13 protein-coding genes are annotated in these 14,142 nt (G+C 62.2%); 6 read left to right on the top strand and 7 right to left on the bottom strand.

Annotated elements, in window-relative coordinates:
- Nucleotides 1–21: 21 nt before the first annotated feature.
- The gene (locus ACR0FC_RS11500; protein WP_170341272.1) at nucleotides 22–1,125 is read left to right on the top strand and encodes a site-specific DNA-methyltransferase; all 1,104 of its coding nucleotides are present in this window, start codon (nucleotides 22–24) and stop codon (nucleotides 1,123–1,125) included.
- A 145-nt stretch (nucleotides 1,126–1,270) separates the two neighbouring features.
- Nucleotides 1,271–2,656, top strand: coding sequence for an adenylate/guanylate cyclase domain-containing protein (locus ACR0FC_RS11495; protein WP_170341274.1), 1,386 nt, complete (start codon nucleotides 1,271–1,273; stop codon nucleotides 2,654–2,656).
- A gap of 6 nt (nucleotides 2,657–2,662) precedes the next feature.
- On the opposite strand, the gene ACR0FC_RS11490 is transcribed toward ACR0FC_RS11495, so the two are convergent.
- The gene (locus ACR0FC_RS11490) at nucleotides 2,663–3,799 is read right to left on the bottom strand and encodes an alkane 1-monooxygenase (RefSeq protein WP_170341276.1); all 1,137 of its coding nucleotides are present in this window, start codon (nucleotides 3,797–3,799) and stop codon (nucleotides 2,663–2,665) included.
- A gap of 23 nt (nucleotides 3,800–3,822) precedes the next feature.
- Entirely contained in the window at nucleotides 3,823–4,914 is a 1,092-nt protein-coding gene (gene mutY, locus ACR0FC_RS11485) for an A/G-specific adenine glycosylase (protein ID WP_170341277.1), read from the bottom strand.
- A gap of 81 nt (nucleotides 4,915–4,995) precedes the next feature.
- Here mutY and ACR0FC_RS11480 point away from each other — a divergent pair, with 81 nt between their 5' ends.
- From ACR0FC_RS11480 to ACR0FC_RS11470, 3 genes are read left to right on the top strand one after another with little or no spacing between them, the layout of a single operon-like run.
- Nucleotides 4,996–5,502 (top strand): DUF721 domain-containing protein, encoded by a 507-nt coding sequence (locus ACR0FC_RS11480; protein ID WP_170341278.1) that lies wholly within the window; start codon nucleotides 4,996–4,998, stop codon nucleotides 5,500–5,502.
- A gap of 13 nt (nucleotides 5,503–5,515) precedes the next feature.
- On the top strand, nucleotides 5,516–6,181 hold the full coding sequence (locus ACR0FC_RS11475) for a DsbA family protein (RefSeq protein ID WP_170341279.1): 666 nt from the start codon (nucleotides 5,516–5,518) through the stop codon (nucleotides 6,179–6,181).
- Nucleotides 6,181–7,293: a CaiB/BaiF CoA transferase family protein gene (locus tag ACR0FC_RS11470; protein WP_170341280.1), complete on the top strand. Its 1,113-nt coding sequence runs from the start codon at nucleotides 6,181–6,183 to the stop codon at nucleotides 7,291–7,293. Before ACR0FC_RS11475 ends, ACR0FC_RS11470 begins: the two co-directional genes overlap by 1 nt.
- Here ACR0FC_RS11470 and lpxK read toward each other — a convergent pair.
- From lpxK to ACR0FC_RS11450, 4 genes are read right to left on the bottom strand one after another with little or no spacing between them, the layout of a single operon-like run.
- Entirely contained in the window at nucleotides 7,290–8,288 is a 999-nt protein-coding gene (gene lpxK / locus ACR0FC_RS11465; RefSeq protein WP_170341281.1) for a tetraacyldisaccharide 4'-kinase, read from the bottom strand. The genes ACR0FC_RS11470 and lpxK overlap by 4 nt on opposite strands.
- On the bottom strand, nucleotides 8,275–9,510 hold the full coding sequence (locus ACR0FC_RS11460; RefSeq protein ID WP_170341282.1) for a 3-deoxy-D-manno-octulosonic acid transferase: 1,236 nt from the start codon (nucleotides 9,508–9,510) through the stop codon (nucleotides 8,275–8,277). The genes lpxK and ACR0FC_RS11460 overlap by 14 nt, the downstream gene beginning before the upstream one ends.
- Entirely contained in the window at nucleotides 9,507–10,307 is an 801-nt protein-coding gene (locus ACR0FC_RS11455; protein WP_170341283.1) for a 3'(2'),5'-bisphosphate nucleotidase CysQ, read from the bottom strand. The genes ACR0FC_RS11460 and ACR0FC_RS11455 overlap by 4 nt, the downstream gene beginning before the upstream one ends.
- The gene (locus ACR0FC_RS11450) at nucleotides 10,294–11,640 is read right to left on the bottom strand and encodes a TldD/PmbA family protein (protein ID WP_170341284.1); all 1,347 of its coding nucleotides are present in this window, start codon (nucleotides 11,638–11,640) and stop codon (nucleotides 10,294–10,296) included. The genes ACR0FC_RS11455 and ACR0FC_RS11450 overlap by 14 nt, the downstream gene beginning before the upstream one ends.
- A gap of 199 nt (nucleotides 11,641–11,839) precedes the next feature.
- Here ACR0FC_RS11450 and ACR0FC_RS11445 point away from each other — a divergent pair, with 199 nt between their 5' ends.
- Entirely contained in the window at nucleotides 11,840–12,520 is a 681-nt protein-coding gene (locus ACR0FC_RS11445; RefSeq protein WP_170341285.1) for an FkbM family methyltransferase, read from the top strand.
- 61 nt (nucleotides 12,521–12,581) lie between these two features.
- Here the strand turns inward: ACR0FC_RS11445 and ACR0FC_RS11440 are convergent, their stop codons facing one another.
- A complete protein-coding gene (locus ACR0FC_RS11440; protein WP_170341286.1) occupies nucleotides 12,582–14,105 on the bottom strand; it encodes a DUF2125 domain-containing protein in 1,524 nt (507 codons plus the stop codon).
- Nucleotides 14,106–14,142 lie beyond the last annotated feature (37 nt).

The raw sequence follows: 14,142 nt of genomic DNA, 5'->3' as shown, positions 1-14,142 counted from the left end.
CGTGGAACTTGAGGCAGAGACATGACAACTACCAAGACAAAGGGCGCATCCGCGCTCCCTTTAAACACGATTCTATCTGGCGACTGCATCGAGGTGATGAACAGTCTGCCCGAGGCGTCGGTCGACCTGATTTTTGCGGATCCGCCGTATAATTTGCAGCTGAAAGGACAGTTGCATCGCCCGGACAACAGCCAGGTGGATGCCGTCGATGATCATTGGGACCAGTTCTCGAGCTTTGCCGCCTATGACCAGTTTACCCGCGAGTGGCTGAAGGCCGCGCATCGCCTGCTCAAGCCCAATGGGGCGATCTGGGTGATCGGCTCGTATCATAACATCTTCCGCGTGGGCTCGGCCCTGCAGGATGCGGGCTATTGGATTTTGAACGACGTGATCTGGCGCAAATCGAACCCGATGCCGAATTTCCGCGGCAAGCGGTTCACTAACGCGCATGAGACGATGATCTGGGCCAGCAAGCGGGAAGGGGCGAAATACACCTTCAACTACGAGGCGCTGAAGGCCTTGAATGAAGGCGTGCAGATGCGCAGCGACTGGGTACTGCCGATCTGCACGGGCCACGAGCGCCTGAAAGATGAAAATGGTGACAAGGCGCACCCGACGCAGAAGCCCGAGTCGCTGTTGCACAGGGTTCTGGTTGGTTCGACCAATCCGGGTGACGTGGTGCTTGACCCGTTCTTCGGCACCGGAACCACCGGCGCGGTGGCCAAGATGCTGGGCCGCGAGTTCATCGGGATCGAGCGTGAGGACAGCTATCGCAAGGTGGCCGAAAAGCGCATCGCCAAGGTGCGCAAGTTCGACCGTGACGCGCTCGAGGTCAGCGCCAGCAAACGCGCCGAGCCGCGCGTGCCCTTCGGCCAGCTGGTCGAACGCGGCATGCTGCGCCCGGGCGAAGAGCTGTATTCGATGAACCAGCGGCACAAGGCCAAGGTGCGGGCCGACGGTACGCTGGTGGGCGACAACATCAAGGGCTCGATCCATCAGGTGGGCGCGCATCTGGAAAACGCGCCGTCCTGCAATGGCTGGACATACTGGTGCTTCAAGCGCGACGGAAAAACCGTTCCGATCGACGTGCTGCGCCAGCAGATCCGGGCCGAACTGCACAACTGATCACACCAATACCGCCGGTGCCTGTGGCCTGACACATGGTACCAAGCCTTGCCCCGCCGAACCCGGCGGGGTCTTTTGTTTTGTGCCCCGTGATGTTTGGATGGTGCGACCCCATATCCCGCTACATAGCGAGGGAGCATCAGGAATGTCTGATACCACGGCCAGCCAATCCCGGTTTCAGCGGTTTTTCGTGACCACGCCGGACAAATTCAATTTGGACAACAAATACACCGAAGCCGCGCTGGAACGGCACAAGCGCGAGGGGCTGGAACTGGCCGTCCGCGCCCGCTGGATCGCCATGGCGTTGACCGGTGTCCTGCTGGTGTTTCTGAATCCGAACTGGGATGTGATGTGGTATCATTTCATCCTGCTGCTGCTCTGCGGCAACGGCTGGTTGATCCGGCGCGCTGGCCGTGTGGGCCAATCCCGGATCGAGCTTCTGCTGATTTTCGCCGATCTGCTGATCATGACGCTGGGCATGGTCGTTCCCAACCCGTTCAGCGACGATGTGCGCCCGCTGGCGATGCAGTACCGGTTCGACAATTTCCAGTATTTCTTCATCATCCTGGCCGCAGGTACGCTGGCCTATTCCTGGCGCACGGTGATCGCCATGGGCAGCTGGACGGCCCTGATGTGGACGGCGGGCTGGATCGTCGCCTGGTGGGTGGCCACGCCCATCTCTGGCCTCAGCGAAAAGGTTGCCACCGCGTTGCAGGGCTATCCGGCCGTGGCCGAACTGTTGGACCCCAACAGCTTCATGGTTCCGATGCGCGTGCAAGAGGTGATCGTGTTCATGATGGTCGCGGTTACGCTGGGCGTGTCGATGCGGCGGCTCAATCGCCTGTTGATCTCAAATGCCGGACTGGAGCGGGAACGCGCCAACCTGTCGCGATACTTCTCGCCCAACGTGGTCGAGGAGCTGAGCCAGAACGACGAACCGCTCAAGCAGGTGCGCAAGGAAAACATCGCGGTTCTGTTCATCGACATCGTGGGCTTCACGAAATTCGCTGCCGGCCGCGACCCGTATGAGGTGATCGAGGTGCTGCGGGGCTTCCATGCGCGAATGGAGGCCGAGGTGTTCCATCACCACGGAACCTTGGACAAGTATCTGGGCGACGGGCTGATGGCCACGTTCGGCACGCCGGTTCCAACCCCGCTGGACGCGGTCAACGCCCTGTCCTGCGCGCGGTCAATGGCTGACATCATCGACCGTTGGAATCTGGAACGCCGACGGGCAGGCGAGCAGGAGATTCAGGTTGGCATCGGTGTTCACTACGGTCCGGTCGTTCTGGGCGACATCGGGGCCAACCGGCTGGAATTCGCGGTGATCGGAGACGCGGTCAATCTGGCTGCCAAGCTTGAAGCAATGACGCGAAAGATGGGTGCGCGGATTGTCATCAGCGACGCGCTGCGCGAAAAGGCCCTAAGCGAAGCGTCGACGGCTGCCGATCTGATGAACGGGTTCCAGCGCCACGATGCACAGGCGGTTGGCGGCGTCGAGCGGCCGGTCGATATCTGGGCGCTGCGTTGACCGCTCTCAGGACCGTGGCATCGGAAGCATTGCCTTGTTGTACGGCTTCCAGTCCGTGATCTCGGGGTAGTACTGTCGCCGCCAAGCCCGCACCCGCGGGTTCATCACACGCCGCCACAGCGGCGGGACCATCGCCGCGATCGTCATCACCGGATAGCCATAGGGCAGCTGCGGGGCCGCCTCGGGTGGGTGGTTCTGCAGCAGCGGAAACCGCCGGTTGGGCTTGTAATGATGGTCCGAGTGGCGTTGCAGATTGATCAGCAGCCAGTTCGAGGCCTTGTGCGCGGCGTTCCACGAATGGCGCGGCCGGACGTGCTCGTATTTGCCGTCGCCCAGGTATTTGCGCGTCAGCCCGTAATGTTCGACATAGTTGACCAGCTCCAGTTGCCAGATCGCGGTGCCGGCCTGAACCAGGAACAACCCCAGCCCCGCCCATCCGCCGAGCAGCAGCGCCAGCGCCAGCATCAACCCCTGCAGCGCCCAGTACCGCCAGAACGGGTTCGACCGGTCCGTCCAGTTCAGCCCTTTGCGCGCCAGCTTGGCCTTTTCGGCCTGAAACGCGGACACCAGGCACTGGCGCAGGACGCGCGGATAGAAGCGGTGGAACCCTTCGTTGTAGCGCGCGGTCACCGGGTCGCGGGGCGTGCCGACATAGCGGTGGTGCACCAGCAGGTGTTCGGACCGGAAATGCGAATACAGAACCATCGCCAGCAGGATGTCGCCCAGCCACCGCTCCAGCCAGCCCTTCTGGTGCATCAGTTCGTGGCTGTAGTTGATGCCGATCGTGCCCGAGATCACGCCCATCCCGAAGAACAGCCCGATCTTTTCCAGTGATGACAGATGTTCGGCGCGGGTGGCGTACCAGATCAGGCCATAGAGCGTGAAAAACTGGACCGGAACCCAGGCCTTGGTCAGCAGGACGTACCAGCGCAGCGCGTCCTCGGGCGTTTCGGGGTCGGCGTTTTCAAGGTTCAGCCCGGTCAGCCCGTCCAGCGCTGCAAACAACCACCAGGTGGACAGCGGCACCAGCAATACCCACCAGGCGCCGGCGAAAGCGGTGAACCACAGGATCGGGATCAATAGGAACGAAACCCAGAAAGGAAGGGCTGTTTGCCAGCGCGACAGAGTGTCAGTCGAGATCATGGTCAGGCTCCGAAACTCTGCCGTCAGGATAATCCTGCCCGATCCATTTTCCCAGATGCAGAACTGCCGCGCCACAGATCATGCGCCTTGCGCATCACGGTCGGAAGGTCGCCGGGGCGAAAGGCATGTTTAGGCATCACGACCAAACCCACGGGGTCCACCTCTGCGGGTACGGCGGCGGTCCAGACGCGCAGGATCAGGTGGAAATGGGTAAAGGTATGGCGCACCTCGGCGGGCAACAGGGTCCAATCAGCCGGAAAGGGCGGCGTCTCGGCCGCGTCCTCGGCCCAGTCCGAGCCCGGAAAGCCCAGCATCCCGCCCAACAGCCCCGTTTCCGGTCGGCGCTCCAACAGGATTGCGCCATCGGCGCGCTGCGCGATGTAGACGTGGCCAAGCCGGGTGGGCTTCGGTGCCTTGGGCGTCTTGCGCGGCAGGTCGGCCTGTGTTCCGGCAGCGCGGGCCTCGCACGGGTCTCGCAGGGGGCAGATGCCACAGGCCGGAGACTTCGGCGTACAGATCGTGGCCCCCAGATCCATCACCGCCTGAGCATAGTCGCCGGGGCGGTCGTCCGGGGTCAGCGCGGCGGCTTTCGCCTTCAGCAGAGGTTTCGATTTCGGCAACGGGTGGTGGATGTCATACAGCCGGGCCATGACCCGCTCGACATTTCCGTCCAGCACGGTTTCCGGCCGGTCAAAGGCGATGGCCGCGATGGCGGCGGCGGTGTAGGGGCCGATGCCGGGCAGCTTCAGTAGCGCATCATGGCTGTCAGGAAAGCGCCCGTCGTGCTGGTCCACCACCGCGCGGGCGCATTTCAGCAGGTTGCGGGCGCGGGCGTAATAGCCCAGCCCGGCCCATTCCGCCATCACCTGGTCATCGGGTGCGGCGGCCAGCGCCCGGACATCCGGCCAACGCGAGGTGAACCGCAGGAAATAATCCCGCACGGCGGCCACCGTGGTCTGCTGCAACATCACCTCAGACAGCCACACGCGATAGGGGTCGGGTTGCACGCCCGCGGCCCTGTCGGCGGGGCTGACCCGCCACGGCAGGTCGCGGGCGTGGCGGTCGTACCAGGCAAGCAGGCTGCGGCTCAGGTCGAAAGTGGCGATGTCACGCAAGTTTTATCCATTTCTCTGTCGGGTTTCGCTGGCGCCCGGATGCACGCCCATTACAATAGCGGCGCAGGAGTTGGAAACCAGATGCAACCAAGACGGTCCACCACCCGCGGGTTCAAACGCACCGCGTCCTTGCTGAGCGATCGGATCCGCAAAGCCGGTGAAAGTCGCGGCTTTGCCGTGTCGCGCTTGTTGACCCATTGGGCCGATATCGTGGGCCCCGACATCGCCGCCATCGCCCGACCGGTCAAGGTGGGCTATGGAAAGGGTGGGTTCGGCGCCACATTGACCGTGCTGACCACCGGACCGCAGGCCCCGATGCTTGAGATGCAGAAGGACCGTCTGCGCGACAAAGTGAATGCCGTCTATGGCTACAGTGCCATCAGCCGCATCCGCATCACCCAGACTGCTCCTACAGGATTTGCCGAGGGGCAGGCCAGTTTCGAGCATCGGCCGAAACAGGCGAAACCCACCATCGCACCGGAAGTCGTTGCCGAGGCAGACAAAGTGACGCGCGAGGTTCACGACCAAGACTTGCGCGCGGCCCTTGAACGACTGGGCCGGAACGTTCTATCCAAACAAAAACGCTGAGAAAGGGCTGAGTATGAGCCGTATTGCAACCGTAATCTGCGCGGCCGTGGCGCTGGCCGCAGGCGGCTATTGGCTGACCCAATCGCCAAGCACCGTACCTGTGCCACAACTGGTCGGCAGCGCCGAAGCGCAAAACGCCGATCTGGACACCTCGACCATCGTCGAGATGGTTCAGGGGGCCGAGGACGCACCGGTCGAGATCATCGAATATGCGTCCTATACCTGCCCGCACTGCGCGAATTTCCATCAGGGGCCGTACAAGCAGCTCAAGAAGGAATACATCGACACCGGCAAGGTCAAGTTCATCTACCGCGAGGTCTATTTCGACCGCTACGGCATCTGGGCGTCAATGGTGGCGCGCTGCGGTGGCCCTGAGAAGTTCTTTGGCATCACCGACCTGATCTATCAGGGCCAGTCCGAATGGACCCGCGCCGGCGGCCCGGCCGAGATCGTGGAAGAACTGCGCAAGATCGGCCGTCTGGCCGGGCTGAGCAACGATCAGCTGGAAGCCTGCCTGCAGGACGGCACCAAGGCGCAGACCCTCGTCGCCTGGTACCAGAAAAACGCCGAGCAAGACGGTATCCAAGCCACCCCGTCCTTTGTCGTCAACGGCAAAAAGGTCGACAACCAGTCCTATGACGAGTTCAAGGCGCTGATCGAAAAGGAACTGGGCAACTGATGACCGGGCCTCTGGCCGGTCTCAAGGTTGTCGAACTGGCGCGCATTCTGGCTGGCCCCTGGGCCGGCCAAACCTTTGCCGATCTGGGCGCCGAGGTAATCAAGGTGGAATCTCCGGCCGGCGACGACACCCGCGCTTGGGGTCCGCCCTTCGTGACCCGCGATCAGGATGTCTCGGCGGCCTATTACCATTCGACCAACCGCGGCAAGGCGTCGGTAATCGCCGATTTCTCGACCCCCGAAGGGCAGGAGAAGGTGCGCGCACTGGTCGCTGACGCCGATGTGGTGATCGAAAATTTCAAGGTTGGCGGGCTGAAGAAATTCGGGCTGGACTATGACAGCCTCAGCCAGTTGAACCCGCGCCTCGTCTATTGCTCGATCACCGGGTTCGGGCAGACCGGGCCTTATGCGCATCGGGCTGGCTATGATTTCATCATCCAGGGCATGTCGGGTCTGATGTCCGTGACCGGAGAGCCCGACGGCCAGCCGCAGAAGGCAGGCGTGGCGATCACCGACGTGTTCACCGGCATTTATGCAGTGGCCGGGGTTCTGGCCGCCTTGCACCAGCGCCAGCGCACCGGGCGCGGGCAGCATGTGGACATGGCCCTGCTGGACGTGGCCGTGGCGGTCACGGCAAACCAGGCGCTGAACTATCTGACCACGGGCCAGGTGCCGCAGCGCATGGGCAACGCGCATGTGAACCTGGCGCCCTATCAGGTGTTCGATTGTGCCGACGGACACATTATCATCGCCACCGGCAATGACCGGCAATATCAGCGCCTGTGCCAGGTGTTGAACCTGCCCGACATGGCCGAGGCGCCCGAATATCTGCACAACAAGGACCGGCTGGCCAATCGCCGAACCCTGATCGCACGGCTGAACGGCGCCACGGCGACTTGGGCCAAGGCCGACCTGCTGGCCGCCTGCGAGGCGCAAGGCATCCCTGCCGGTCCGATCAATACGCTGGACGAGGTCATGGCAGATCCGCAGGTGATCGCGCGCGGCATGCAGATTGACCTGGACGGCGTGCCGGGGATTCGCGCGCCGTTTGTCTTTTCGGATGCCGATCTGAATCTGTCGCGCCCCGCCCCGAAACTGGGCGAAGACGCCTAGGGCGGCGGCGCGGCCGTCAGCAACCGTTGACGCACGTCGTCGGCCTGATCCACCTGAAGGCGCACCGGCAGGGTGATGACCTTGCTGCGAAAGGCGGGCGGCAGGCGAACGGCGTCTTTCTCGGTGGTGACCATTTGCGCGCCCAGCAGCCGTGCCTCGTTCTCCAGCCGGGTCATCAGGGCCGGCGTCAGCGTCTGGTGATCGTCCAGAGCCTCGGCCCGCAGCAGCCGCGCGCCCTGCTGGCGCAGGGTCTGAAAGAACTTCTCGGGGTGGCCGATGCCGGCAAAGGCCAGAACCGGAGTTTCGCTCCAGTCCATCCCGGTTTGCAGTGCCGTGACCTGACCGGTGGCGTGCGGAACGCCCAGCTTGTTGCCCCACAGCTGCACGAACCTCTCCTGCGCGGCCAAGTCACCCAGTGACAGCACAAGATCGGCCCGTTGCAGCCCGACATCGACCGGTTCGCGCAGCGGTCCGGCGGGCAGGCACAAGCCGTTGCCAAAGCCGCGGGCCGCGTCCACCACGACGATCGAGAAGGTCTTGGTCACCGAGGGGTTCTGGAACCCGTCGTCCAGCACGATCACGGTGGCGCCGGTCTCGGCGGCGGCGCGGGCGCCGGCGGCACGGTCCTTGGCGACCCAGACCTCGGCGAATGCCGCCAGCAACAATGGTTCGTCACCAACCTGCGCCGCCGTGTGTCGGACCGGGTCCACCCGAACCGGGCCTTCAAGCGATCCGCCATGGCCGCGGGTGACCACATGCGGCGTGTGATACGCGTCACGCAACTGTTCCAGAACCCATATTGCCGTCGGTGTCTTGCCAGTGCCGCCAGCATTTAGGTTGCCGACGCAGATCACGGGCACACCCGGATCAACCCCGGGCCCCGACGCCACCCGCCGCGCCGTTGCCTGCGCATAGACGCGGCCAAGCGGCGCCAGCAGCCTTGCGCGCAGGCCGGGGTGATCCGGCGCGTTGTCCCAGAATTCAGGTGCCCTCATGTTCCGCTCCGTGCTGGTCCAGATGTTCCTGTACCATGTCGATCAGGGTATCCACCTGGGGCGCGCTCTCGGTCACCAGTTGCCAACCGGCAAGGGCCATGTTCGCGGCCAGGTCCGGGGCCAGCAGTTCAACGACAGTGTCGCCCAGTTCGGTGGCGGTGCGAATTTCACGAGCGGCTCCTACACCATCAAGCGCGTCATAAAGGGCCTTGTGGCCGCTCACGTCCGGTCCATGGATCAAGGCCGAGCCCAGGGCTGCGGCCGCGATCGGGTCATGCCCGCCTATTCCCGGCTCGAGCGTGCTGCCCATGAACGTCACCGGAGAGACGCGATACCACAGGCCAAGGGCCTCGGGGTCCGACGCAAGGATGACCTGGGTCATGTCTTCGATCATGTCCCCATCTTCCCAGTTGGCACAGCGCAGGTCCATCGTTTCCAGCCTTTTGCGCAGGGGCGCTGCCTCGGATATGTCCGCGACATGCAGGATCAGGGCCAGCCTCGGCAGCATCCGCATGGCCTGCCGATGTGCGCTGAGCACCGAGATGAATTCCTTGGCGTCGACCCACGCCGCCAGCCAGACCGGCCGCCCTGCAAACGCATGGTTTGTCTCGATCAGCTCGTCCTCGGGCCAAGGGCGAAGGGTGGGGCTGATACTGAGCGGCGGAAACAGTGCCACCTTCGAAGTCGGGACGCCCAGACGTCGGATTTGCCGGGCTGCATCCTCGGACGTGACGTGGATCGCGCGAAAGCAGTCAAAGGTATAGCGGTTGATGTCCGGCAGCCATTTCCCGACAAAGGCAACACGAACGTCGTTCTCGCCCTCAAGCAGGACCATGGGTATACCGCGTTCGGCCGCGCGGGTGATCACGTTGGGCATCAGGCCGCCGCCAACCCACAGCCCCATGTCAGGCTGCCAGTGCTCCAGGAATCCACGCGCCGCGCCGGTTTGTTCGTCAGGCAACGGAACCAGTTCCATGTCGCAATCCGCCCAGCGTGTCAGGTCCGCGTCAGGCGGGACGGTCAACAGAATCGACAGCCCTGGCCGGGACTGCTGCAGGCGCTTGCAAAAGTCGTTCACCGCGCGCAGGCGCTGTTCGTTGGCAACATGAATCCAAAGCAACTCACCCGCGGGGCGAGGCGGCGCGTAGTGTCCGGGGGGCTTGGGAACACCCCAGGACAACGCGCGATAGGCCGCCAGGCTGAGGGATCGAGGTTTGCTCATGCCCGGTGCCCCTGAATTGGCTGATCCAGTCGGCCCATCAGCACCTTATGCAATTTGGACCCGGCGCCAACAACACCGTTCAGCCGTGGGTTGGGGTTGTTGAACCGCAAAGTGCGCCCGGTACGGTCTGTACAGGTGCCGCCTGCTTCGCGCAGGATCAGGTCCCCGGCCGCGATGTCCCATTCCCAGCTTGGGCGCAAGGTCAGCATCCCATCGAACCTGCCCTGTGCGACCAGCGCCATTCGGTAGGCCAGCGACGGGCGATAGGCCCGACGGAAGATCGGCGCGACGCCCTCCTGCCAATGATCCGGTTTCAGGTTCGGCTTTGCGGCCAGAACCTCGGCTTCGGCCTCTGTGGCCGCCGCGGTCACCCGGATCGGCTGACCGTTCAGGGTTGCCCCCTGTCCCCGCGCGGCAGCAAACAGCATGTCGCGCATCGGCAGGTAGATTACGCCGGCAATGACCTGTCCGCGATCGGCGACCGCCAAGGAATGCGCCCAGGTGCGCGACCCTTCGGCAAAGCTGCGGGTGCCGTCGATCGGGTCGATGATGAACACTCGGTCACGGGTCAATCGGTCCTGATTGTCCTCGGTCTCCTCGCTCAGCCAGCCATATCCGGGCCGCGCGCTGGGCAGGCGTTGTTCCAGCATCGCGTTGACGGCCAGATCAGCCTCGGTCACCGGCCCGGCGCCCTTGGGTTTGTCCCAGCTCTGCATCTCGCGGCCTGCGTAGGCGACAGCAATCCGGCCAGCCTCACGTGCGGCGTCGATCAGCAGGGACAGGTCAGTTTCCGGCAAGTGTCATCCCTTCGATCAGAAGCGAGGGCACGACCCGGGACAGATAGGTGCGCGCGTCGTTGGCCGGGATGATCCGCATCAGCATGTCCCGCAGGTTTCCGGCAATCGTGCATTCGTTGACCGGGTGCGAGATCTCGCCGTTTTCGACCCAGAAACCCGACGCACCGCGTGAGTAATCGCCGGTATTGGGGTTGATGGTGGACCCGATCATCGAGGTCACCAGCAACCCCGTTCCCATATCGCGAAGCAGGTCGTCGCGGCTGAACTCGCCCTGGGTCAGGCTCAGGTTCCAGTTGCTGGGAGATGGAGGACCGGACACGCCACGGGCGGCGTTCCCGGTGGAATTCATGTCCAGTTTGCGCGCGCTTGAAAGATCCAGTGTCCATCCGGTCAGCACGCCGTTTTCGACGATCATCCGGCGCGCGGTCGGCAATCCTTCGGCATCAAACGGGCGCGATCCTGCAATTCTGGGGCGATAGGGGTCTTCGATCAGCGACAGATGTGCAGGCAGCACCTGCTGGCCCAGGCTGTCCTTGAGCCAGGAGGCGCCGCGGGCCACCGCCGCGCCGTTGCTGGCCGCCAGAAGATGCCCGATCAATGAGGACGAAATCCGCTCGTCGAACAATACCGGGAAACGCCCTGTTTCCGGCTTTCGGGCACCCACTCGCTGCACGGCACGCTCGCCCGCGATCCGGCCGATCTCGTCGGGGCTGCGCAGGTCGGACTGAAAGCTGCGGCTGTCTCCGTCATAGTCGCGTTCCATCCCGGTGCCTTCGCCCGAGATCGCCACGCATGAAACCGAGCGGCTGCTGCGCGCATAGCCACCGGAAAATCCATTTGTCGCGGACAGATGAACCCGGTGCGTGCCATAGGATGCCGCCGCATCAGATACCTGGGTAACGCCTTCCACCGCCAGGGCCGCAGCCTCGGCGGTCAGCGCGTCCTGCATCAGAGCGTCTGCTGAAGGTTCGGGCGTGGGGTCAAAAAGCTCCAAGGAGTCGACGGAAAAATCGCTGGCCAGTTGTTCCGGATCTGCAAGGCCAGCGAACGGATCCTCGGGCGCTTCGCACGCCATCGCTACGGCCCGTTCGGCCATGGCGGCAAGCGTTTCGGGACGACTGTCCGAGCCGGACACGATGGCCTGCTGCTTGCCGATGAAAACACGCAACCCCACGTCGGTGCTTTCGGCGCGTTCGGCGTGCTCCAAAGCGCCGCCACGCACCTCGACCGAGACCGAGGATCCGTCGATCACGATCGTGTCGGCCGCTTCGGCTCCGGCCTTGCGGGCCAGGTCCAGCATTTCGTGGCTGATTGCTTCGAGTGATCGGGTCATGGTGCCTCCAATTGATTGTATTGGACCTAGCCTTGGTCAACCCGCCTCGCAAGCCCTGTGATCGTTTGCAATTCTCTTCAACTTGTTGAAGCATCCTTTTCGTGGAAGAGCTGGTTGTTGTTCGCACAACCTGCTCATGCGAAGGAACAAGCACTGCCATAAACGAAATATCGGAGTGCCAGTCACAGACAGGAGAAAGATGCAGAAACACCTTACGCTACGCGGTGTCCAGATTCCCGACGACCCTCAAATCATAACCCCGCAAGTGAAACGCTCGATACTCGCTGGAAGATACGAGAAGGACGAGGTTGGGGGGTTGCCGAAGTTCATCCAGGCTGACGACCGCGTTGTTGAGCTTGGTGCGGGTATAGGTTTTATTTCGACCTTTCTGTATACGCAGCTTGGGGTGTCAAAGTTAACCTGTATAGAAGCAAATCCTTCGCTCTGCGAGTTCATCGGTCGTGTTCACAGAGCTAATGACGCAACCGGGTTGAACGTACTAAACGCGGTGGCAGTAGGGGCCAGTGAAGTTGCGGGAAAATCAAGGTTCTACTTGCGGGAACCATTCTGGTCGTCGTCACTTGATCCTGAGCCTGAGTACAAAAAGTCAATAGAAGTGGACAAGACTCCTTTGTCCGATGTGCTAAGGGAGACCAGAGCAAATGTTTTGATTGTCGATATTGAAGGGGGCGAAAGGACTCTATTCGATGACATAGATTTGGTAGGTATCCAAAAAATCTACCTAGAAGTGCACACTCGGAAGATCGGGTTGCGCGGCATTCAGTCTTGTTTCGATTCCTTGTCCGCATTGGGGTTCGCATACGATCAAAGAGTTAGTTGCGGCGGGTCAGTTCTGTTCCGCCGCGTTCGAAAACAATAGCGTGCAACTGTAGTATACGTGTGAGGCCGCCTTTTGGCGGCCCCATTGTGTACAAATTTTGTTACTTGATCCGTTGACCATTGGCCAAAATCTGGCCGTCCTTGGTGAACTCGATCTTGGAGTTCAGCGTGTCGGGCTGGTCGCCGGGAACAGCCATCATCCCCATCATCATGCGCGCGCCCATGGCGTCGTTCTCGGACATGAACCCCATTCCGATCAGCTTGTCGATCAGGGCGTTGGCACCCACCAACTGGAGGTTTGCCTCACCCGCCGGCGCCGGAACGCCTCCGAACTCTTCGGTGTTCGAGTTGTCGAAGGTGAAATCACCGGTGCCCGTCAGCTTGGCACCGACCATCGAGACCAGCAGTTCATTGATTTTGAGCGAATGCAGTTCGGCCGGAACTTCGTCCGAGCCTTCCAATGCTTCGGCAACTTCCGGGTCCAGGAAGTTCAGGAGAACCTTTGCGGTGCCAGTCGCATCCAGCGCGATCGTGGCTGGATCGCGTGGCAACGCGCCTGCGGGGTCGAACATGCTCCACAGAATGTCGGACATGGTGAAGTCTGTCAGGTTCATCGCAAAGCCGAACGGCTCAACCTCTTCGGATGCCTGGATGGGTGCCTCGAGTTTCAAACCGGCCTTCGCCATTGCAATCTCGATGGGAAACGGCAGGTCTGCCGTGGTTACTTCCAGCTTTGCATTGTTCTGTTCGACGTCATACGCCAGACGCTCGGCGTCGATGCTGGCACCGAAGCGGCCACCGTCCGAACTGCTGGCCATCGAGAAAGCCTCGCCCTCGCTGGTGCCTGCGATGCTGGTTTGGCCTGCGCCGTAGGTGAAGATCCCGTCAAAGGCAAAACCAGCCTCATATGCGCCTTCCACGTCCGCCAGGCTGAAGCCTTCGGGGATTACGTTCTTGCCTTCAAACTCCAGCTGGTCGAGCTTGCCGTTGATGCGTGCATCTTCGCCCGTTTCCGGGTCTTGGAAATTCAGGTCATAGGTCAGGTTTGCCGCCGTGAAGTTCTGGTCGACCTTGCGGCCCTCTCCGATCTGCATCCGGGATGCACCGGCCAGGTTGATCATCTCAAAACCCAGATCCAGCACGTCTTCGGGCATCGCTTCGCCATCGACCATGATGTTGTCGAGCGCCAGTGCCAGCTTGCTGGCAGAGTAGTCATAGGTCATGTCGTCGGGCGACCCCGAAACCAGCATTTTCAACCCGGTCTGCGAGTACAGGATATCCACCGAGAATTCTTCCTCCTCGGCCTGGCCGGATACCGTCATGGGGAAGCTTTCGGGGAATTCGATGCTGACCGTTCCGTCGCCGTTTTCCGTCAGGGTCATTTCCGGAACGACCATGTCGAACGAGCCTTCTCCCTCGGGAAGGTCCATCTTCATGGTCATGTTCGTGATGGTGGTGACGTCGCCAGAGGTGTTCTGCTCGCCGGTGATGGTGTACCCCATGCTGCCCATGTAGGCCTGCCAATCCGACCAGACATCGTTGGCGGACAGATCGGCAAAAGCGCCTTGGGTTGCAACGGCATAGGCCAGCGCGGCACCGCAGCTGCGGCGGAAGAAAACGGACATTAGGGAACCCTTCTCGGTAAAAATTGCGCGCATGGTC

It is taken from the genome of Ruegeria sp. BB9 (assembly GCF_056539345.1).
Note: the sequence above shows the minus strand (reverse complement) of the source record. Positions and strands in the feature narration are given on the sequence as shown.

Coding starts and splice junctions, on each gene's coding strand:
- ACR0FC_RS11440 (WP_170341286.1), bottom strand. CDS start 14,105: ATGTCCGTTTTCTTCCGCCGCAGCTGCGGTGCCGCGCTGGCCTATGCC.
- ACR0FC_RS11445 (WP_170341285.1), top strand. CDS start 11,840: ATGCAGAAACACCTTACGCTACGCGGTGTCCAGATTCCCGACGACCCT.
- ACR0FC_RS11490 (WP_170341276.1), bottom strand. CDS start 3,799: ATGATCTCGACTGACACTCTGTCGCGCTGGCAAACAGCCCTTCCTTTC.
- ACR0FC_RS11475 (WP_170341279.1), top strand. CDS start 5,516: ATGAGCCGTATTGCAACCGTAATCTGCGCGGCCGTGGCGCTGGCCGCA.
- ACR0FC_RS11480 (WP_170341278.1), top strand. CDS start 4,996: ATGCAACCAAGACGGTCCACCACCCGCGGGTTCAAACGCACCGCGTCC.
- ACR0FC_RS11450 (WP_170341284.1), bottom strand. CDS start 11,640: ATGACCCGATCACTCGAAGCAATCAGCCACGAAATGCTGGACCTGGCC.
- ACR0FC_RS11460 (WP_170341282.1), bottom strand. CDS start 9,510: ATGAGCAAACCTCGATCCCTCAGCCTGGCGGCCTATCGCGCGTTGTCC.
- ACR0FC_RS11500 (WP_170341272.1), top strand. CDS start 22: ATGACAACTACCAAGACAAAGGGCGCATCCGCGCTCCCTTTAAACACG.
- ACR0FC_RS11495 (WP_170341274.1), top strand. CDS start 1,271: ATGTCTGATACCACGGCCAGCCAATCCCGGTTTCAGCGGTTTTTCGTG.
- ACR0FC_RS11470 (WP_170341280.1), top strand. CDS start 6,181: ATGACCGGGCCTCTGGCCGGTCTCAAGGTTGTCGAACTGGCGCGCATT.
- lpxK (WP_170341281.1), bottom strand. CDS start 8,288: ATGAGGGCACCTGAATTCTGGGACAACGCGCCGGATCACCCCGGCCTG.